General features: G+C 42.5%; 21 protein-coding genes. 1 reads left to right on the top strand and 20 read right to left on the bottom strand.

What is annotated here, in order from left to right:
- Positions 1–134: 134 nt before the first annotated feature.
- From VM640_RS04995 to VM640_RS04940, 13 genes are all read right to left on the bottom strand, one after another.
- The gene (locus VM640_RS04995; protein WP_325390320.1) at positions 135–593 is read right to left on the bottom strand and encodes an NAD(P)/FAD-dependent oxidoreductase; all 459 of its coding nucleotides are present in this window, start codon (positions 591–593) and stop codon (positions 135–137) included.
- 173 nt (positions 594–766) lie between these two features.
- Positions 767–1,921, bottom strand: coding sequence for a S53 family peptidase (locus VM640_RS04990; RefSeq protein WP_325390319.1), 1,155 nt, complete (start codon positions 1,919–1,921; stop codon positions 767–769).
- Positions 1,922–2,150: 229 nt separating this feature from the next.
- Entirely contained in the window at positions 2,151–2,216 is a 66-nt protein-coding gene (locus VM640_RS17145; protein WP_414647907.1) for an FRG domain-containing protein, read from the bottom strand.
- 24 nt (positions 2,217–2,240) lie between these two features.
- Positions 2,241–2,876, bottom strand: coding sequence for a sporulation membrane protein YtaF (gene ytaF, locus VM640_RS04985; protein ID WP_325390318.1), 636 nt, complete (start codon positions 2,874–2,876; stop codon positions 2,241–2,243).
- A gap of 266 nt (positions 2,877–3,142) precedes the next feature.
- Complete coding sequence (locus VM640_RS04980) at positions 3,143–4,156, bottom strand: CehA/McbA family metallohydrolase (RefSeq protein WP_325390317.1); 1,014 nt, start codon at positions 4,154–4,156, stop codon at positions 3,143–3,145.
- A complete protein-coding gene (locus tag VM640_RS04975) occupies positions 4,134–4,619 on the bottom strand; it encodes a hypothetical protein (protein WP_325390316.1) in 486 nt (161 codons plus the stop codon). The genes VM640_RS04980 and VM640_RS04975 overlap by 23 nt, the downstream gene beginning before the upstream one ends.
- Before the next feature lie 25 nt (positions 4,620–4,644).
- Positions 4,645–5,541, bottom strand: a complete 897-nt coding sequence (locus tag VM640_RS04970; RefSeq protein ID WP_325390315.1) for a tetratricopeptide repeat protein — start codon at positions 5,539–5,541, stop codon at positions 4,645–4,647.
- 55 nt (positions 5,542–5,596) lie between these two features.
- Complete coding sequence (locus VM640_RS04965; protein WP_325390314.1) at positions 5,597–6,448, bottom strand: ABC transporter permease; 852 nt, start codon at positions 6,446–6,448, stop codon at positions 5,597–5,599.
- A gap of 101 nt (positions 6,449–6,549) precedes the next feature.
- A complete protein-coding gene (locus tag VM640_RS04960; RefSeq protein WP_325390313.1) occupies positions 6,550–7,707 on the bottom strand; it encodes an extracellular solute-binding protein in 1,158 nt (385 codons plus the stop codon).
- Positions 7,708–7,780: 73 nt separating this feature from the next.
- Positions 7,781–8,770, bottom strand: coding sequence for an ABC transporter ATP-binding protein (locus tag VM640_RS04955; protein WP_325390312.1), 990 nt, complete (start codon positions 8,768–8,770; stop codon positions 7,781–7,783).
- 30 nt (positions 8,771–8,800) lie between these two features.
- The gene (locus VM640_RS04950; RefSeq protein ID WP_325390311.1) at positions 8,801–9,640 is read right to left on the bottom strand and encodes an ABC transporter permease; all 840 of its coding nucleotides are present in this window, start codon (positions 9,638–9,640) and stop codon (positions 8,801–8,803) included.
- Between the two features lie 144 nt (positions 9,641–9,784).
- The gene (locus VM640_RS04945; protein WP_325390310.1) at positions 9,785–10,393 is read right to left on the bottom strand and encodes a glycerophosphodiester phosphodiesterase; all 609 of its coding nucleotides are present in this window, start codon (positions 10,391–10,393) and stop codon (positions 9,785–9,787) included.
- Between the two features lie 52 nt (positions 10,394–10,445).
- Positions 10,446–11,453, bottom strand: coding sequence for a LacI family DNA-binding transcriptional regulator (locus VM640_RS04940; RefSeq protein WP_325390309.1), 1,008 nt, complete (start codon positions 11,451–11,453; stop codon positions 10,446–10,448).
- 288 nt (positions 11,454–11,741) lie between these two features.
- On the opposite strand from VM640_RS04940, the gene VM640_RS04935 reads away from it, so the two are divergent.
- Entirely contained in the window at positions 11,742–12,185 is a 444-nt protein-coding gene (locus tag VM640_RS04935) for a DMT family transporter (protein WP_325390337.1), read from the top strand.
- Between the two features lie 347 nt (positions 12,186–12,532).
- Here VM640_RS04935 and VM640_RS04930 read toward each other — a convergent pair whose 3' ends face one another.
- The 7 genes from VM640_RS04930 to VM640_RS04905 form a co-directional block, all read right to left on the bottom strand.
- Positions 12,533–13,216, bottom strand: a complete 684-nt coding sequence (locus tag VM640_RS04930) for a response regulator (RefSeq protein ID WP_325390308.1) — start codon at positions 13,214–13,216, stop codon at positions 12,533–12,535.
- On the bottom strand, positions 13,182–15,911 hold the full coding sequence (locus VM640_RS04925; RefSeq protein ID WP_325390307.1) for a sensor histidine kinase KdpD: 2,730 nt from the start codon (positions 15,909–15,911) through the stop codon (positions 13,182–13,184). The genes VM640_RS04930 and VM640_RS04925 overlap by 35 nt, the downstream gene beginning before the upstream one ends.
- A 118-nt stretch (positions 15,912–16,029) precedes the next feature.
- Positions 16,030–16,605, bottom strand: coding sequence for a potassium-transporting ATPase subunit KdpC (gene kdpC / locus VM640_RS04920; RefSeq protein ID WP_325390306.1), 576 nt, complete (start codon positions 16,603–16,605; stop codon positions 16,030–16,032).
- Between the two features lie 52 nt (positions 16,606–16,657).
- Positions 16,658–18,712, bottom strand: a complete 2,055-nt coding sequence (gene kdpB / locus VM640_RS04915; protein ID WP_325390305.1) for a potassium-transporting ATPase subunit KdpB — start codon at positions 18,710–18,712, stop codon at positions 16,658–16,660.
- Between the two features lie 28 nt (positions 18,713–18,740).
- On the bottom strand, positions 18,741–20,438 hold the full coding sequence (gene kdpA, locus VM640_RS04910; protein WP_325390304.1) for a potassium-transporting ATPase subunit KdpA: 1,698 nt from the start codon (positions 20,436–20,438) through the stop codon (positions 18,741–18,743).
- A gap of 45 nt (positions 20,439–20,483) precedes the next feature.
- Positions 20,484–20,570 carry a K(+)-transporting ATPase subunit F gene (gene kdpF, locus VM640_RS17140; RefSeq protein ID WP_414647906.1) on the bottom strand — a complete coding sequence of 29 codons (87 nt, stop codon included), beginning with the start codon at positions 20,568–20,570 and terminating at the stop codon, positions 20,484–20,486.
- Between the two features lie 689 nt (positions 20,571–21,259).
- Positions 21,260–21,659: aminotransferase class IV (locus VM640_RS04905; RefSeq protein WP_325390303.1), on the bottom strand; the 400-nt coding region annotated here is incomplete at its 5' end.

Genomic DNA, 21,659 nt, shown 5'->3' with positions numbered 1-21,659 from the left:
GTGTGAGCAGTGGGTACCATTTTGATCCGTTAGCATGAATGAATTTACATTTTATAAAAGTCATCAGTGACGGCTATCCATACGCAGTGAGTAAATCCTAATGTATTGTTAAATATTCTCAAAGGGTTTTTCTGCTAAGGTAGCCGGCTATACCCGTGTCTTATTTTCCAGAGAAAGTATTTTTCAAAGGCTCGCTTGCTCACATCATAGATGGGGTTGGGGATCATGATAGCAAATTTCCGTGGTTTTAACAAACTGCTGGAAATGATGATGACTTCTTTTTTACCTGCATCCATCATGCAAAGTCCCGGAATTCGACCCATCGGCTTTTCTTTAAGGTCATGCCGTCCATGAATCAAACGCACAATATTTTCAGCAGCCGTCTTAGCCATTTCATCTGCAGGGTAACCGGTTTTAGGCATTCCTAGTGGAACCCGGGTTGTAAACGGCACCGGATAATCTGCGGTAATCCCTACTCCAAAGATATTGGGGTATTTTTTATGCTGATACGTATCATGAACAGAAATATATCCGTTTTTCGTCCCCAACTCCGGTGAGTTTTTAATCGCATTCACCCCATGGAACGCCGGCATAATCATAGCAAATTTATACGGAAGCTTTTGACCACTCTTTAAAATAATCGCATCCTGAGTGGCCTCTTCAATCTCTGAATTCGTGATGTACTTAATATTGTAAGCCCGAAGGCTCTTGTGAAGCAGGAGGTAGAAAAAACGGGAGGGAAATCAAACTAGGGTCGCACTAACTCTTATGGAGCTTGTGTAAGGGCAGGAATTGAGCTATTAGCTTTCAAGCTTCCGATACCTGTTACCAAATCATAGCCGGGAAGAGTAGAATAGCCGCCATTACTCCCCTGGGTAATATCATGGTAGTTGGTAGTGTAGCCAGCACTTCCAGTAGCCCCCGCGATATTGTAAAGGTCCGAAATGGCATTAAAACTGGTTAAGGGGGTGGCACGCCCTTGGTTGGCTAAGGCTATCATAGCTGCCCAGGCTGGAGCACCGAAACTTGTTCCGCCGACTTGAAACCAGCCAGATTGCCCGTTGTACAAAGTGCTGTCATAAACGGCCACACCGGTATTCGGATCAGCATCAAGGGCAACGTCTGGCACCCCCCTTTTGGAACCGACAACGCTCGTCCAGTTGGTTTCGTAGCTCGGAATAGACATATAGGCGCTTACACCACCACCGGATCCGGACCAACCGGTCTCACTTAGATAATTATTATTTGCATCGAGATTCAATGTAGTACCTCCGACAGCCAGCACATTAGGCGATGATGATGGCCATGACACGCCGGATCCGTTATCCCCGGTTGATGCCAAATAGACAATGCCAGAGTGTTGAAAATGACTTTCATAACTTGATTCGCTGGAGAATTCACTTCCACCCCAACTATTGGAAACAACCTGTGCGCCGTGGCTGGTTGCGTAATCAATAGCTGTTACCAAATCCGTAATAGAAGCCGATTGGGCAACTACAAGAAGGATATTGGCATTCGGTGCAATTGCATGCGCCCATTCCACATCCAAAGAGGTTTCGAGTGCCCAACCGGCGTTCGTCCTAGGTTTTTTACCCGGATAAGCAATAGTAAGGTTCGCAGTGGGTAAGCCGAACTGTTGATTAAAGGTTTGCAAATCCGTCGCTATCGTTGGACTCCCGTAAGCATCCACAATGGCAATAGTTTGGCCACTTCCGGTTGCGCTCAACTGGTTAAGGCCATACGCATTTCCGATTTGTGCCGGATTGTATCCGGTGGGGATGGTCGATGTCGCTCCCCCTTTAATATGAATAGGAGGGTGGGCTTCCCACACTGGCTTCTGGGGTGTTGGTGCAAATCCAACTGCGGTAAAGAGTACTAGGGTTAGCGCGATTCCGATGGCAATACTTCGCTTTGCTTTCATATGTTTTTGCTCCTCTCTTCTCCTGTTTTCTCCCGTTTCTCCTCCATGGGATAAATAATACGTTTCGATATATGTTACTTTTTATATGATTTAATTTTATCCTTCTATGATAACGTTATAGTTTGTTAATTAGTTAACTTTCTATCTACTCTCCTAAAATTACTTTTATTACTCGCTTATTCGTGATTTTCCAACATTAAACCAAATTGTTATGCATAAGGAATTAAGTCTATAATGCTACAGCAAAATTCTCAGCCCAATCGAGAAGTCTTGTGGGAAGTCCCGCATGTCTCATTTCAAGTTGGGGTAGATCAAAGTACTAGTTGAAAATTTCATAAATACCAATAACAATAAGCAACACCCCGGATACCCCCTGAGCCCAGCGTTCGAGTCGATTGGAGGCTGTACGCCAACCCGTCCAATAACCAGCACTGATCGTAACCATACTAAAGAAAAAAACGAAAAGTGCCACTGACAGAGGAGACATGCCTGTAAGCCCGGCACCAACTCCAGTTGCTATACAATTAAGAGAAAGGGTAAGCCCCAATGCCATAGATTCTTTGGCGGAGATGAATCCATTGGCATCGATATCTGCTAGTGAAGGGTTTTTAATAATTTGTACTACACAATGAAGAGGTTTTAAAGAGACTAAGTACGTCTTCTTTAAAGTAACAGTCACTGGCACTGCTGCCGGTTCTGAAGAAGATTTATGAATAGCTACCCACATCCCAATAGCAATGATTAGAAATGCTCCAGCTAGATTAGCCACCCCAACGAAATGGCTAAGAAAATATCCTGCCGAAACAGATAAAGCCACGATTACACCTGAAAGAAGGGCAATGAAGAAGTTGGATAAAAAAGGAATTCGAATTTTTTGAATACCATAGCTTATCCCGATTCCAAAGTTGTCAAGGTTAGCGGCTAGCCCAATCATAAGAGCAGAAAGAAGATGCATAAAATAACCTCCGTCTCTATTAAGTGTCTTTATGTACCATCACACTCTATTCTAGAGAATGAACTTTTGCTATTTTTCTTTTAATAACATACCACCCCGATTAAGATTGTCCAAAACAAAAAAGACAGGCAAATTTCCACCCATCTTCCATATTAATCTCGAACAAGCATTTAAGCTCATAGCCCGAAGATACCTTATCAACTTGTGCCATGAGGTGAGAAGCAGATGGCTTCTACTTAAACGATTATATTATTTTTGTTTAAGGATCAAATATCAAGAAGAGATGAAAAATAGATTGGATTAGTAAAGGCAATCATTGTCTCGCACTCTTGCATTCTTCCATAAAGCTCAGAACGGATCCAAAACAATCCTGTTATTTCCAACTCAAAGATTATCTTTGGAGTGCCTGCTTTCATGATAAATTCAGTTAGATAGCCTAAATTGCTATTTAATGCAACCCTTAACGCTTCTCCGTTCAGCTCCCAATAGTTGGCTCGAGCGGTCACATCTAAATCAATCACGATTTTGAGCTTTTCCTCACGGTTCATCAATACAACGGTTTCACCGATTTCCCATTTCATCTTTTGCGTGGTTGACGTTACGTGAAGCAAGAGTAAGGGACCTAATGATACACTGACCCTACCCCTTTTTAGCGCCTCGATAACCCTATCCTCAACGTCCTTTTGGGTTTCACTAATTGCTAGATAAGTAGCTGCAAGCGGCTCAATAACTCGGCCTGGATTATGCCAATCTCTTCCTGCTACAGCGGTTATCCTGTATCCTTGATTGAGCAAATCTGTCCAAAATTGAAATGCCCGTTGATTGCTCTTTTGAATCGGCGGGAATACTCCAGACCAAACTTCAATATAATCTATCTCCGACCAGTCCTGCACTTGATAATGCCAAAAGCACCCTGTACACATGGGACTACCCACTCTAAACGGGTGAGCCACGCCAATGAGACCACCCTGATCATGGATTTCCGCGGTTCGTTTCTGCAAATCAACCGGACTTAAGTCGCGCCAATCTACAAATTGATCCACACCTAAGAGCAATACATGACCATAAAACGTCGTCCACTCCATGCCCCTAATGATTAGGAGATGGGTAGCAGCCATAACACCTTCACGTTCCCGGATTCCGCTCATTGTGCTGTGATCTGTTAAAGCAATACCTTGGTATCCTAATTCTTTAGCACTTTTAGCCAGCTCCATTAAAGTATGCGTCCCATCACTATGCTTTGTATGAGTATGAAGTTCATAAGGTAACCATGTTTTCAAATCCCTCATCCCCTTCCCATACTTTTAAAGCATAATGACACGTATTGGTTACCACAGCATGAAGGCTCAAGGTAATTCGCACTAAGCCTGCCGGAATCACTCCTGGCAAAAATCCTAGTGAGGCTTCGCACTCGCCAATCATCAACTGCTGTGCAGGATCATGTCTGTGTGCACAGCCACGAAAACCTGAAGCATCATCAATCGATAGCGTAAGCAAATTCTTTAATGGTAAAAATCTTTCCCAATGGTCTGAGTACTCTTCCCGCTCATCTTCCAGAATAAATTGTCCTAATTCCTTTAGAATGATCTCTTTAGCCGCGTGTAGATCTTCCATTTCTTTGGGCTCATAGTTGAATTGAATGTTAATTTTATTACTCGGTTTAGGTAAATAAAAAGTATATTGAATATGTGTTTTGCTGCAATTTGGGTTAACTATTCCCTCGGCTTGAAGCAGAGGCTCCATTTCTTTTCTCCTTGCTATTTAAAATTTAAAGTGGCCAATCATATTTTGGTGCAAAATTATAGGCTAGAAAGTGTTGCTGAATGACAGCATTAGCCCAGCGAGATTTGATTAACATTTTCTTACTCCTCAGAAAATCCTCCGTTCGGACTTCCTGACTAAAATCAAGATAGTCTTCAAAACTCCCTTCAAATCGTTGCGGCCATCTTTGCTTGATAGGATGTTCTGACATTCTTCCACCCTTTATGGCATCAGCATAGGTGTTTTTTATGAACTCAGGAAGTGTTAAACCGATTTCCGACACCTGCAAACTTTCCCAGTGATGAACCAACGATCCATGAATACCCCACTGTACACGAATAATAGGGTGACCTTGATTAGAATTGGCTTCCTCAACGGCTTCTGGCGTCGTAAGAACATAACTATGAAAAAACGACCACACTCCATCGACTTGACCACTCTCAGGATTATAACTAACCCAAATCTGTTCATGGTCACATGGATCAAAGTCATCAGGAAAATTAAAATCATCTTCCCAAAATAAATGGTAGGCAATGAGCGGTTTGTCCGGGTGGTGGATCGCAATAACATCCATTAATTTGAAATATTCTTGAGGATTTGTTCGAAGGATCGGTGCATAGCGGTATACCCTATCAATCTCAGCTTCACTTAAAGATTGCGGAGGATCCATGGCTAAGGCTTTGGTATAATATTCTCCAGCTTCATATAGCTGTTTGCGATAATGATACGCTTCACCTAATCTTTCAATAGGTTCCGGATCATCAGGAAAACTCTTGCACAGTAATTCATGAATAGCGATACTCAAACCACTAAAACTTCTATCATCCATCCTTTGCCAGGAATCTGAGGTTACAAGTTTGTTGATGAGTTCTGGATATTGACGCTTTAAAGCCTCTTTTAACATTTAAATAACCCTTCCTTTCGCTGCTCCAATGTATAAAGCACTCAGTACATGATGTTTAGTCTTGAATATTCCATTTTTCATCTTTCATCGATGTATAAATATAAACGGCACCTGCAAAAGCACTTACGATAAACATAAATACCGCCATGGCTGCTGCTTGAGGTAAATCATAGAAGACCCCAAACTGCTGATAAAGTGCAACTCCTAGCATTCTGGGAGAATTGGCTCCTAGGAGGAAGGGAGTGGTAAATTCCCCCACATTCCCCATAAAAACGAAGGTCGCTGCCACTAAGGCTGATTTATACGAGAGAGGAAAAATCATTTTTCGGAAAATCTCCAGTCGCCCGGCCCCTACATCTCGAGCACTTTCAAGAATAGCAGGTTGGATACCTGCGAGAGCTGCACCTATAATCATCGTAGCAAATGGGATATTAAACCAGAGATTCATCGTGATAATTCCTCCGGGAGTATACAGGAGATTAGGCTTAAAATTAATCCCAAAAATCAGCAGGAAGCGGTTGATAGCCCCCGTATCCCTGATTACTCCCATGAAAGCATAGACTGCAACGATGCCGGGAATAAACCGAGGAATCATATACAATTTTTCTAGCACCGTGGCAAACCAGCTTTTGCTAAAGGTGATATAGAGAGCCAATAGATAAGATAGAACAATAGCCAAGATAACGGTTTTAACTACAATATCTAATGTATAGATGATGTTGTTAAAATAATTTTTGTTTGTAAATAAATTATAATAGTTAACAAACGTAAATCCTCCTGTATTACCCGCTTGAAAGCTAATTAATATGGACTGCACGATGGGAAAGGCGATAATCACAGCAATAATTAAGAAAGACGGTAGAACCATCACAAGCCCCATTAATTTTTGTTTCTTTTCCTTCTTCACAATAGTTCACCTCTACTTTGGAATGAAAAAACGTGCGCTAGCACGATTATCCTGAATGACTAGCGCAGTTTTCTAGGCAAAGTTAATCTCGCGATGCTGTTTTATTTTAGAGTCGCGATTGTCTCCTGCCACATTTTTTTCTCATCGTCGTTGAGCTTGCCAATAGAGTAAGAACGGAACTCTTTAACGTCTAAGCCCGCCAGCATAGCCAGCGTTTCTTTCGGGAGCTGGCTGTTATCAATAACTGGGATCGCTTTTTGTTTTTCTACAAAAAGCTTTTGCCCTTCTGGTGAAGCGACAAAATCCAGGAGCTTATAAGCGGCTTCTTTATTTTTAGAGAGGGAAGGTATCGCCAGTGTCTGAACGCCTCCGGTGAAAGCCGGCGTAATTTGGGTCAGCTTAATCGACTGAGGCAATAGGCCTCTTGATTTCTGGTCAAGGATCATATCCGCCCAGGCTGGAATAATGTCCACTTCGCCACTCGCCAAAAGGTCAATTGTTCCTTGATTTTTGGCTGGATATTGAACCTTCCCTGAGGCTTTATACATGTAAGAATGTAATTCTTTGAGTTGGTCAAAGCCTGGCTGCCACTGGTCTTTCCATTTCGGATCAGAAGAAGTTAAGGCTTCGGCAGGTAGCATATTATAAAGGGCAGTGAATACAAAGGAATCACCAGATCCGCCTGTCGTCGGGTCATTATAGGCAAACCGTCCGGGGTGACTCTTGATCCATTCATAAAGTTCTTTATCGGTTTTAGGTGGAGTCGCTACTTTATCAGAATTATAAGCCAAGAGAACCGTCGATCCCCGGAAGACCATGGTTCGGTCACCCCCGACTGTGGACTTGGAGTTGATATTTTTTAGATTAGGAATTTTATCGGCTGGGAGTTGACTGAGGATATCCTTGCCGCCTTCACTATCTAGGCGCGAAATATCATTATCGGTCGTCTCCATGATGTCAATATCGGTATCCTTTTGTCCCGCCTTGGTAGCTGCAATTAAGCGATCTACAGCGCTTTGTCCTCCTGTTCCAGAGGAAACAAATTGCAGTTTGACGTCAATATTCGGATTTTTGGCTTTAAAAGCCTCTAAAACGGCTTCCCAAGTAATCCGCACATTGTCCGATCCATTAGAGTACAGATTAATTGTGGTTTTACTGCCTGCTGACGCACTGTTACTCGTTGCACTACATCCTGTCAGCAATAAGGAGGTTGCGGTCGCTAAAGCGACTAAGGATAATCCAACTTTTTTTAGTTTCATTTTTAAATCTCCTCCCAATTCTATATTCTAGGACAATAATCGAAAATCAAAGCCATAAAATAGCCAGATGAAATTAATCCTTGGGGAAAGTGCAATGCTTATTGATAGTAAGGGTTACTTTATCCCCAGTATCAAATCCTAGTGCCTGCTCGCGCGGTAAAAAAGCTTTAATCATTCCTTTGTCACTCTGAACATTCATCTCGATAAAATGCCCAAGCACCATAATTGTCTGAATCCTGCCCTTGGCAAAACCATCGCCCTCTTTTGCAACATAAATATCTTCCGGTCTTACCGCCATAACACCATCGATCTCATCACTCTCCATAAAGTTCATATCGCCAATAAAATCTGCCACAAAGCGCGTCCGCGGATGGTCGTATATTTCTGCAGGTGTACCCACTTGTTCGAATATCCCTTTGCTCATGACTATAATACGGTGCGATATGGACATGGCTTCTTCCTGATCATGGGTGACAAAAACAACGGTAATGTTTAATTCTCTTTGAATTTTCTTCAGTTCTTCACGCATTTGGGATCTGATCTTGGCATCCAAGGCTGAAAAGGGCTCGTCCATGAGCAGTAGGGACGGCTTAAGCAGTAAGGATCTAGCAATGGCTACCCTTTGCTGTTGCCCCCCTGAAAGCTGCGCAGGGTATTTTTGTTCTGCCCCTTCCATTCTGACCAGTTTAAGTGCCTTGCTAATTTCTTCTTTGATCAACTGCTGGGGTGTTTTCCTAATCTTCAAACCAAAAGCAAGATTGTCAAATACCGTCATATGTGGCCATAAGTTATAACTTTGAAAGACCATGGCCGTTGGTCTTTTTTCCGGTGGAAGCTTTTCAATATTGACCCCATCGAGTATAACTTCCCCAGCATCCGGTTCCAAAAAACCACCTATAGTTCTTAAAATTGTGGTTTTACCACATCCGGAAGGACCTAGCATGGTCACCAGTTCTCCTTCTCTTACTTCGAAGTTGATATTTTCCACACCATCTCCGTTTTTGTATTTCTTAGTTAAATCTTTTAAGATTAGTTTTGGCTCCTGGCGATACGTTTCTACCATTATTGAATACCTCCATCTGAAGAAAAAAGATCATTTCATTTTAAAACTCTTGGCTAAAGCATTAGTTCCCATGGATTTGCGTAATAGCAATAATAAAATAATGGTGGGTAAGATAAGAATAATCGAGAATACGGCACCTGCTGTAGCTGGATAATCAAAGATTACAGAATACATGACGACGGGTATTGTCTTATAGTTAGGTACCCCAACCAACAAGGTCCCCTGAGCTTCTTCCATGGAAGAAAGGAAAGTAAAAATCCCAGCGACAAGAATTCCTGGCATTGCCATCGGTAAAGTAACATGAAAGAACGTCTGTAAGGGTGAAGCACCCATATCTCTGGCAGCCTCTTCCTGCTGCTGATGGACATTACTAAAAGCACCAGCCGGAATCCAAGTCATATACATCATGGTATTGATGAGATGGATGATAATAACCCCGGCAAAGGTCCCCATGAGATGAAGCTTATAAAATAATATTCCAATCGTGACATAGAGACCCATCTTGGGAAACGCATTGGTGAGTAGAAAAGAAAAGAGGAACATTTTTTTTAAAGGAAACTCATAACGAGCAAAGGCATAGGCAGCGGGGAGGCAAATCAGCATCGACACAACAGTCGTTGTAATGGCCACGATAAATGAAAGCACTATTGAGCCAACAAGATTTTTTTGAGACAGTACAAACCCCCACCATTTCAGAGAAAACGTCGAGGGAATAAACGTGGGATACATATATGAATCGCCAAAAGCCAGCATCACCAAGTTCATCAGCGGGCCAAAGAAGAAGAATAGAAAGAAAGAAAAAAGAATAAACTCTAGAAATTTCTTTTTACCCAAAGCGTGATAAAAGCCTTTAAAATTGATTAACTTCACTTCTAAACACCTCCTCACTTTATAAAGCAGCTGATAATCATCCTTAGCCCTAAAAATTTTACCCTTAAAGAAGTTCTGCTTCCTTGACTGCTTTGACCACTATATCGACATTCCTCGACGTAATAGAATCTACACCAAGGAGAATCATTTTTTTATTGCCGCTTCATCATCCACAGTCCACACACACACCACTTTTCCCGCCTCATGAAAAATATCGACTAGTTCATGTGTGAGATACTCATAATATAGGTTGATTCCGATCGCCTTAAGTTGATTTACCTTCGTCACTAACTCACTGAGATAGTCCTGATTATTCAACCGCATCATATCAGGTGTATAATTCATCAAATAGGGAATATCTAGGAAATAAGAGATATCCATGTTCTCAAGATTTATGGCTTCAATTAAGTCGGGTTCTAGCCCTGTTATAAAAACACGTTCTTTCATATCCGTTTTTTGAAGTACTTGATCCATAAACCGAATCCCTTTAATTTCTTTGAGATCAATGTTGAGCATTATATTAGGGTAACCTTTTAAAACAACCAGAACCTCTTCTAGTTGAATAAGATCCTTAGCTTGTTCGGGATTAATTTCGTCATGACTCAACACGGGGATATTTTCTTCTGTAAACCTTAAATCAATCTCGATAATGTCCGCACCCGCAGCTATTCCTGCGATTACGGATTCAAGGCTATCATCCTTAGTCTTCATGCAACCAGCATGTGCTGTGATCCATATTTTGGGATCTACCATTGATTTCCACTCCTTGTCAATAGAAAACTTATCGAATTTTCCTATTGGCTTTCTACCCGATACGGGTGGATTCCCGAACGACTAATTGAGGTGTAAAAAGTTCCTCTTTTGGCAAATGAACTTGTCCACGTATCAATTGATCAAGAGTTTGAAGCGCTGCCTTTCCCATTTTCGTTTTTGCGATGTGTACTGTTGTCAATGCGGGATTAGATATAGCAGCATAGTCGATATCGTCAAATCCCATGGCCGCCACATCACCGGGAACCCGATATCCTTTTTCAATCAGCCCTCTGATTACACCAAGTGCCATCATATCATTGGTCGCAAAGATGGCTTTGGGAATTGAAGCTCGTTCCCATAAGCACTGAACCGCTCTATATCCTTCGTCAAATTGAGTGTTTTCTGCATAGTAGATATCTTCTTCAGCAAGAGAATAGCCACTTTCCACTAACTTTTCGCGAAATCCTTTGAGTCGCAGGTAATGACTCCTATGTTCCTGAGGCCCGGCAACCACATAAAGCGGATGGTATCCCTCGGCAAGTAGATATTCAGCAGCAATTTTTCCTCCTGCTAGATCATCATTTGCGAAATGGGTAACCTCAGCATCTTCAATCGAACTATTGATCATCACGAACGGAATATCGAAGCTCTTTACATATTCGAGCAATTCATTGTTTAGCCGACTGATCAAGATTAAACCATCCACTCTTTTTTCGAGCAGAAAATCAGCGGAACGATTGGATATCTCCATGTCAGTCATCACAAATATTGCATACCCAAGCTCAGTAGCCTTCTCCAAAATAGCATCCAGAACTTTACTGTAAAACGGGTGCGAGGCAATGGGATGATGTTGGCGATAAATGATCACCCCGATATTGCGGGTAAAGCTCGATACTAAGGAGCGGGCTATGGCATTTGGTTTATACTGTAATCGTTGGACAGTTGCCTCGACTTTTTCCCTGGCTTCCATACTGACATAACCCTTCCCAGAAATAACCCGTGATGCGGTTGATTTTGATACTCCCGCTTGATACGCAATATCTTTAATCGTATAATTCAAGGCAAACTCCTTTTACTGGGAACGTTCCCATATTTGAGAAAACTCAATTAAAATTGATAAATTCATTATAAATGATGAGTATTAATGGGAAATTAGAGATTTCTAAAAAATACGTAAAGAATTCTAAAGAATATGTAAAGGATTTCTAAGAGTTATGTAATTATTTTAAAGAATACGTTAAAATTCCCTATAATTATGTAAAATGTTCAAATTTTCCTTGACAGACTTCCTTTAAATTTCATACCATTGCGTTAAAATCATAATCTAAATTACCAGGAAGGCGGCGAAATCATTACGTTTAACAACTCTTTCTTTAGCATTATTCTCGCACTTGGTGCCGGACTATGCGGAGCCGTACAAGGAGCCATTAATTCGCAAATCGGAAAGAATTCCAGCCAACTGGCAATGATTATCGGTGTTTCCTTGGCACAAGCCTTGGTTGGCATCCTTCTTCTGTTACGCAATGGCTGGGGGGCATTTGCTGCAATCTCCTCACCCTGGATGCTTCTCGCAGGGACTTTAGGAGTTATCATCATGTTTAGTGTTTCAGTTTCAATCGGATCGCTCGGAACCCTTTCCGTCTTTATTCTGGTCATGCTAGGACAAATGATCACCTCGTCGGTGATTGACCATTTCGGTTTATTCGGTTTAGCTCGAATTCCGATGACGCCCCAAAAATTAGGCAGTATCCTGGTGATTGTTTTAGGAATTTGGGGATTGATGCGATCTTAAATTATTTCAGTATCGCATTTTATACACCAGTAAAAAAAGAAATACTCACTTCATCACTTGAAGTGAGCATTCGCCGGAACTTGTCGTTCCGCATAAGTACCAGATACCTTCGCGAAACGGCAACATGTAACAACTCATAAGTTTGTTCAGCCAAGTATAACCTCTTAGGTGTCTAATGTGTCCTCGCTTGTCAAGACACGGATTTAATTTTTCTAAGATAAATTCTCAAGGTTCAAGGTTCAATGTAAAATTAAATGCAACGGCACAAAGTAATAAAATTACACAACACTCCTCGATAACTTCGCCTTTCCTAGTGTTGCACCTCAAAACGGAACCCGCTATCCCCTTTATACAAGTCTATACCCAACCCCTGGTTCGGTAAGGATATGGCGAGGCCTTGATGAATCAATTTCTATTTTCCTCCGCAATTGCCCAATATAAATACGAAGGTAATGCCCTTGTGTCTCAGTATGGGGACCCCAAACTGCTTTTAAGAGGAAACTGTGGGTAAGAACTCTCCCGGTATTAACCGCTAAGGTTATGAGTAACTCATATTCAGTCGGAGTTAACTTAACCTCTTTGCCATCAACAGTAACTATTCTTTTAACTCTATCAATCCGCAAATCATCGAATGTCATTATGGGCTGCTCGACCTGTTCCCCAACATGCCGCAAACCTGTTCTTATGCGAGCGAGTAGTTCACCCATGCCAAAGGGTTTCGTAATATAATCATCAGCTCCCAAATCAAGTGCTTTAATTTTTTCACTCTCGAGTTCCCGGGCAGAAAGAACAAGGATTGGTGTTTTAGACCACTCTCTTACGGTTTTAATGACATCTAAACCATCTAAATCAGGAAGCCCTAAATCAAGAATAATTAAATCCGGTTTAAAACTGACCATACTATTTAACCCATCGATTGCATCTGATGATTGTTGTACCTCAAAACCATGAGCTGTTAAGGCAACTTTAAGGAGCCGCCGTATTTGAGCTTCATCATCAATTACGAGGATTTTTTTTCCCGTCTGCTCCATTACTAAACTCCTCCATGCTTACAGGAATCTTTGGAATAGTCCGATCTATAGGTAGAACGAAAGTAACACTGACGCTATCTTGCGACGCGTTTTCTGCCCAGATCCTGCCCCCATGGAGCTCGATAATTCCCTTGGAAATTGCAAGTCCCAGACCTGTGCCGCTTATTTGTCTTGGAACCCTCACTCGATAGAACTTATCAAAGATATGTTCTAAGTCCTCTTGAGGAATTCGGGAACCCCAATTCTGTACGGTGACCTCAATTTCCTGATTATTATTTCTTACATCGAGCAGAATTTTGCCGTTAGGATTTGAATATTTCATAGCATTGTCTAAGAGATTAACGATCACTTGTTCAATCAAAACAAAGTCGACATAAATCAAGGGTAATCCTTCTCTGCATCGGATATTAACATCATGTATTTGTAAAGCCTTAGCTAAACGTTCTACAGCAGACCCAATAATCTCCTCTATTTCACACCAATCTTTGTTTAGTTTTAACATACCACTTTCTAAACGGGCCATATCCAAAAGATTATTAACTAAACGATTCATACGCATAGCCCCTTGCAGAATCGTTTGGAGCAAATCATTCCGAGAAACTTCATCATAAAGGTGGTTATCTTCTAATAAACTGGTCACGGCTCCAATCATCGAGGCCAAAGGAGTTCGGAGATCGTGAGAAATTGAATTCAGTAAAGCCGTTCGTAGTTTATCCGATTCGCTTAACAGTTGCACTTCACGTGCCTTCTCGACCAAGGAAATCCGAGTAACTGCTAAAGCCGTCAAACTGGCAAACGCTTCAAGCAAACGTTGCTGTTCGGGTTGAAGATATCGCTCTTTATTCTTAGACATAATTCCCAATACTCCACAAGTTCCTTGTTCTGAGTCTAAGGGGATATATCTTCCCTCGGCACCTCCTAACGTATCCGTTCCTTTTCCAGCGATTTGCTTATGCTCAAAAACCCAAGTAGCAACTGCTCTTTCACTTTCATCCCACAAATGTTCATCGGTGGAAGAAGCACGCACCCGTAATTTCCGATTATCATCGGGTAAGAGGATAACGACTTGTCCATCGGAAATCTCTGTTACTTTTTTCACCACACTGTCCAAAACCGTATCTAATTCCGATACGGCTGCAATTTCACGACTGAGTGAATAGAGTGCATTGGTCTGAGCCTCGCGTTTACGTGAATTATAAATTTGCTCTCTTAGCCGAGAGGAAAGATTACCCGTATAGCTCCCTACCAGCAGGTAAATTGAAAAACTGATCACGTAGCGTAAATCAAAAATTGTAAAACTAAGCACCGGTGGAACCACAAAAAAATCATAGAAAATAATTGCCATTATGGCTGAAAGGATTCCGGCACTCAGCCCCCATCTTACTGCACCATATAAAACAGGAAGGAGAAAAAGCATCGCCATATTTACGAGTCCTAGATAGGATTCCCAAGTCCAACCAATTAAAGTAATAAGAACGATAAGGCCGATTATTTCTACGTAAGGCAGAAGATGGGTCGGCCTTTTGAAACTTCCTTTAGGGTTTCGTTGACCTTCCACCCTTTGAGTGTTTCCCGGTATGACATGTACGCTAATATTCTGGCTTTGTCTCACAACCTTATCGACGATTGATCCGGTCAGCCTTTCACGCAAACTGAGTTTTCCTGGCTTGCCAATAATAATTTGGGTAACATTTCTTTTCTGCGCAATTTCTAAGAGTTCTTCGGCAATATCCTCCCCATTCAAAGAAATAATCTCTGCTTCAAGTTCTTGGGCCAGATGTAAGTTTTTACTGAGTTGATCTTTTGCCTTTTCCTTTAATGAACCTTTCTTTGGTGTATCAACATAAACCGCAAGCAGTTGTGCCTTAATTCCTTCAGCAGTCCGCCTGGCAATGCGTATCAACTGTTCAGAAAATGGACTTGAACTTATACAAACCATAACCCTCTCGCCTGCTGGCCAAGGCCCCGCAATCCCATGCATTCGCATATAAGTTTCCATCTGACGGTCTACTCGTTGCGCTGCAAATCGCATGGAGATTTCACGTAAAGCGTTGATATTTCCGGGCCGAAAAAACTTATTTAAAGCTTTAACCGCTTGGTTAGGAACATAAACTTTTCCTTCCTTTAATCGTTGAATAAGTTCCTCAGGTGGAATATCAATGAGTTGAATCCTGGCATTTTCCAAAATCGAGTCGGGAATAGTCTCGCGAACCTTCACACCCGTTATTTGAGCAATGATATCATTATAACTTTCGACATGTTGAATATTGAGCGTTGCATAAACGTCTATTCCTGCCTCTAATAACTCCTCTACATCTTGATACCGCTTGGTATGACGTGACCCAGGTACGTTAGTATGAGCCAGTTCATCGACCAATACTATTTGGGGCTTTCGCTTGAGGATAGCATCTAAGTCCATTTCTTTAAGTTTCCGATGGCGATATTCAATCTCCCGGGGCGCAATTATTGGCACACCTACCATCAGGTTTGCTGTTTCTGGCCGGTCATGGGGTTCAATCCAACCGGCGACAAGATCTACTCCTTCTGATAGTTTATCTCTCGCCACTTCAAGCATTCCAAAGGTCTTGCCTACTCCAGCTGCCGCACCTAAGAAAACCGTGAATTTACCTTTACTCTCTTTTTCAATATCGGCTAACAAATCATCGGGATTGGTTCGTTTTTCTTCCTTTGGCAAAGCGTATCGACTCCTTCAGCAGTAAATGAGATTCGATGTCTCATCGAGTATAAACAAAAAGCAAATCGACCAAACGTTCAAAAATCGGTCTGAGAACGTTTGGTCCCTGTTATATATACTACTTTAATCGATCTAAGCCCATGTTTAACTGCAAAACATTGACCCGAGGTTCACCGAAAAGGCCTAATTCTCTCGGTGTTATATTTTTCTGCACCCACGCATGAACCGTCTCTTCCGCTAAACTTCGTTCTTTCGCTATTCTTGGAATCTGGAGCATTGCGGCTTCTGGTGTGATATCAGGATCTAAGCCACTTGCTGAAGTGGTCACAAGATCAGACGGCACCGCTTGATTTTCCGAGAGACCATTCTCTCTGCGCCGAGTCTCCACTCGTTGACTAATTTGGTTTAATAAAACGTCATTCGTGGGCCCGAGATTAGACCCTCCGGATGCCGTAGCATCATATCCGTTTTGACCGGCAGCAGATGGCCTTGGATGAAAATATCTCGGATCATTAAAATTTTGTCCAATAAGCATTGACCCAACAGCCTGCCCATTTTTATAGAGAAGCGATCCGTTGGCTTGATGGGAAAAGAGAAGTTGAGCTAGACCCGTCGTAACTAAGGGATAGGCAATGCCTGTTAACAATGTCATCACAATAATCATCATAAGCCCTCTGCTCCATTGTTTAAGCATATTTTACATCCTTTCTCGTGTACAAGAAATATCTAGGTTCGATTACACCCTCTTAAGCCAATCCTAGTGCAACGATGATTAAATCAATGAGTTTTATACCGATAAAAGGAACAATCAATCCCCCCAAGCCATAAAGAAGAAGATTTCTGCGCAGAATAATATTTGCTCCAAGGGGTCGATACTTCACTCCGCGTAAAGCGAGAGGAACTAAGGCGACGATAATCAAAGCATTAAATATTATCGCTGAAAGAATTGCGCTTTGTGATGTTGCTAAATGCATGATATTTAGAATTTTGAGTTGAGGATACGTCGCCAAAAACAAAGCAGGAATAATCGCAAAATATTTGGCGATATCGTTCGCGATACTAAAGGTAGTCAAAGAACCCCGGGTCATGAGAAGCTGTTTCCCGATTTCCACGACTTCAATAAGCTTCGTCGGGTTACTATCCAAGTCCACCATATTACCCGCTTCTTTCGCAGCTTGGGTGCCACTGTTCATTGCAACTCCAACATCGGCTTGAGCCAGGGCAGGAGCATCATTCGTTCCATCACCCGTCATCGCAACGAGATGTCCTTTACCTTGGTACTCGCGAATGAGCTTAAGCTTTGCTTCCGGTGTCGCCTCAGCAAGAAAATCATCAACACCTGCTTCTGCTGCGATAGCAGCAGCCGTCAAGGGGTTGTCCCCGGTGATCATGACTGTTTTGATGCCCATTTTTCGGAGCTGGGAAAAACGCTCTTTAATACCACCCTTAACGACATCTTTAAGATAGATTACCCCTAAGGCTTGTGCCCCTTCGGCTACCACGAGAGGTGTCCCACCCTTTTTGGCAATCTCTTCGACTGCTGTTCTTACGTCAGGGTGCATGATTCCACCTTGTTCTCTCACATATTTCTCAATGGCATCGGCTGCCCCCTTGCGAATTTCACGGTCTTTAAGGTTGACACCGCTCATACGTGTTTGTGCACTGAACGGAATAAAAGTTGCCCCTAAACTTTGGATGTCTCTTTCTCTTAAATTGTATTTTTCTTTCGCAAGAACAACGATACTCCGTCCTTCTGGGGTTTCATCGGCCAAGGATGAGATTTGGGCGGCGTCAGCCAGTTTTTCTATAGGTACGCCCGACGGAGGAATAAATTCCGTAGCCATACGATTCCCAAGTGTTATCGTTCCTGTCTTATCCAGTAATAACACATCGACATCCCCAGCCGCCTCAACGGCACGACCCGACATCGCGAGTACGTTACGTTTGAGCAAGCGATCCATACCCGCTATGCCGATGGCACTTAACAGCCCTCCAATCGTCGTAGGAATAAGGCAAACAAGGAGTGCTGCGAGTACGGGGACTGATACAAAGGTTCCAGAGTAAATGGCGAAAGGTTCTAGTGTTGCAACCGCTAACAGAAAGATGATGGTTAAACCCAGAAGCAAAATGGTTAACGCAATTTCATTCGGCGTCTTTTGCCTTTTAGCTCCTTCTACTAAATGAATCATCCGATCGAGAAACGTTTCCCCTGGATTAGCAGTTACCTGAACTTTAATCCAATCCGATAAGACTTTTGTGCCGCCGGTAACAGAACTACGATCCCCACCTGACTCCCGAATAACTGGAGCTGATTCGCCCGTCACTGCGCTTTCATCAACTGAAGCAATGCCTTCGATGACTTCACCATCACCGGAAATGATCTCCCCGGCTTCCACTAAAACGATGTCACCTTTCCGGAGTTCTGGGGCAGGAACATTGACCACCTTTTCTCCATCCCATTTTTTCGCTATAGTCTCACTTCGCGTCCGTCGAAGAGCCGAAGCTTGCGCCTTTCCACGACCTTCAGCTAAAGCCTCCGCAAAATTAGCAAACAGCACGGTGATCCATAACCAGAAGGCAATCTGTCCATTGAAGCGCAGAGTCTTTGCTCCCAAGATTAAATCTCGCAAGACAAAAAATGTACTTAAGACCGCCACTACTTCGACCACGAACATCACCGGATTACGCCACATAAAACTTGGATTGAGTTTACGAAAGGCGTCTTTGATGGCTTCCATTAACATGGCCGAGGTGAACCCGCCCGTTTTATTTTTAACTTCTTTATTCGTATTTTCTTGCATTAATACAGGCCTCCAACCTTGCTCCTGTTTACATTTTAAGCATCAAAAGCTGCTCAACAATCGGTCCCAAAGCGAGCGCGGGGAAGAACGTTAAAGCCCCTACCACGATCGCGACCCCTGCCAGTAGTCCTGCGAAAAGTGCACCCGTCGTCTGAAAGGTCCCCGAACCCACAGGGGTGACTTTTTTGGTCACCATACTTCCGGCGATAGCCAACATCGGAAGGATAATCCCAAAACGTCCGATGAGAATGGCAAGGCCGATCGCAATATTATAAAAAGGGGTATTCACATTCAGTCCAGCAAAGGCGCTGCCATTATTCTCAGCACCAGACGTAAAGGCGTAAATAATCTCACTTAAACCATGTGGACCCGGATTTAGAATCGATGAAGTTCCGGCCTGGGTCACGCTGGCAATTGCGCTTCCGACTAAAATAGTTACGGCGGGAACGAGGATTACTAAGGTAGCCATCTTCATTTCTTGAGATTCTACTTTCTTACCTAAATACTCTGGGGTTCGTCCAACCATTAACCCTACAATAAATACCGTCAGAATGACGAAGGCCAGCATTCCGTAGAGTCCAGAACCAACTCCGCCAAAAACAATCTCTCCTAACATCATCTGAAGCATGGGAATCAGACCTCCCAGAGGAGTAAGACTATCGTGCATCGCATTAACTGCCCCGCATGAGGCCGCTGTCGTGACAGTAGCGAAAAGGGCCGAGTTAGTAATACCAAATCGGACTTCCTTTCCTTCCATCGCTGAAGGACCGCTAACGCCTAGTGACGCCACTTGAGGATTCCCGTAAATCTCACTACTATAAGTAACCCCTAGAAAGATGATAAAGAGGAGAAGCATGGCTGCAAAGATCACTCGTCCTTGTTTAATATTCCCAACCATTCGTCCATAAGCAAAGGGTAAAGACGCTGGAATAATTAAGATGGATAGCATCTGCAGAAAATTAGTTAATGGGGTAGGATTTTCAAACGGATGAGCTGAGTTGGCATTGAAAAAACCACCCCCGTTAGTTCCTATTAATTTAATGGCTTCTTGGGAAGCAACAGGCCCCATAGCGATCGTTTGTTTTCCACCCTCAAGAGTCGTCAGATTTAAATACGAACTCAGATTTTGGATCACCCCTTGTTGGGTAAAGACCAGTGCAACTAAAATGGATAACGGAAGTAAGATCCATAAAACCGAACGAGTTAAGTCGACCCAAAAGTTACCGATGGTATTCGCGGTTTTTCTGGCTAAGCCCCTTGTTAAGGCAATAACCGTGGCAAGACCGGTGGCCGCTGAAACAAAGTTCTGAACCGTTAGGCCGACCATTTGAGTTAAATAGCTTAGTGTTGACTCACCAGAATACGCCTGCCAGTTCGTATTCGCTACAAAACTAGCGGCAGTATTAAACGCCAGATCTGGCTTAACAGCGCCAAAGCCTTGGGGATTCAAGGGCAAATGTCCCTGAAGAAGTTGCAGAAGAAACAGGAAAAGAATTCCCCAAGCATTGAAAATAAGAAGGGAAATTGCATATTGTTTCCATCCCATTTCTTGCTCTGCATTCGTTCCTGTTAAACGATAAATCATTTTTTCAATAGGCCTTACGAGGGGGTCCATGAAGGTCTTTTCCCTGCTAAAAACCTTAGCAATATAACGTCCCATCGGTAGAGCAAGCACCGTAAGCAAGACAATAAAAAGAATCATTTGGATAAAATCTGTACTTTTCATTTTTTGTCCTCCATCTGATCGAGCAGACTTTAAATATTATTGGCCTTACAATTGTTCTGCGTTTAGTAATGAATATCCTAAATAAGCTAACAGTCCTATTGTGACCAATGCACCTAACCATAAATCAATCATTATAAGCCCTCCCTCGCATCAATTGTTGGTACTCTGCAGCAAATTCATAATAGGTTATTTATCTGTAAAAGGGATGTAAATAATACCGATTTAGGTGTAAATAAAATGTAAAGAATACGCAGGGGAAAAATAAGTAATAAAAATAGAGCTCAAAAAAGAAAACAATATAACTTTTTCCGTTTCTCAAGTTATCGTTTAACTTTTCAACTTGATCTATAGATATTTTTAGGTACGAACACATTCTCAAAAACGAATATTTATAAGACAAGTGCCAGCGTCCATATCGGACCTGGCACTTGTCATTTTGTTTGTTCAATTCAGTAAAATACCGCTGAATAAACTGGTTCCAGTTGTTTTCTAAGTCTTTGGAGATGTCCCTGAATATATCCGCAATTGTATTCTTTCTGAACAATGTTTTTTTCTACCCAAGCGATAAGCTTCGGAAGGTTGTACATCGGGGTGTGGGCTATATTCATTTAAAAACAGCACTTTAAAAAACTTCCTACTTCCTGAAGTCAATTGCAAAATTAAACAATTCGTGGCAGCTACATGCACACGCGTGCAGTTCACACTCTGGCTGGGAATACAGTAGGTTCTCGCATTCGTCGAACCAGGATCGCTAAGAATATGACGATCAAAGATCTCGTAAGTGCTAGTGGATTCAGCGAGAAACATAGTTAACAAAAAATTTAAGGTAGAAGATTCCCGCCCTGACTCTGGGACTGTAGATATGCGGTATATGCCTTGCTAATATGTGCAGTTAAAGAATTCGGAGACTGAAAGCGAGTCAGTATTGGCCAGTTTTCAATCTGCTTTACGGGTAGGATACCCATGAGGGCATTGGTCAAAAAGATTTCTTGGGCCTGTTCTAAGAGTCGTGGCAGAAACTCCCCTTCTTGGTATGGGATTCCGAGGGAACGTGCACATTCCAACACCATAAAGCGACGCGTTCCAGGCAAACATCCTGAACTGAGAGCTGGAGTATATAAGATTCCGTTGAGAATAAAGAAAAGATTACTCATCGAACCCTCAGCGATATACCCCTGAGAGTTCAGACAAATTCCTTCGAGTGCCCCCCGTTCTTGGGCT

The organism is Desulfitobacterium sp., from assembly GCF_035539115.1.
In the GTDB taxonomy this organism is placed as follows: domain Bacteria; phylum Bacillota; class Desulfitobacteriia; order Desulfitobacteriales; family Desulfitobacteriaceae; genus Desulfitobacterium_A.
The sequence above is the reverse complement of the archived record's forward strand: the minus strand, read 5'-3'. Positions and strand labels throughout refer to the sequence as shown.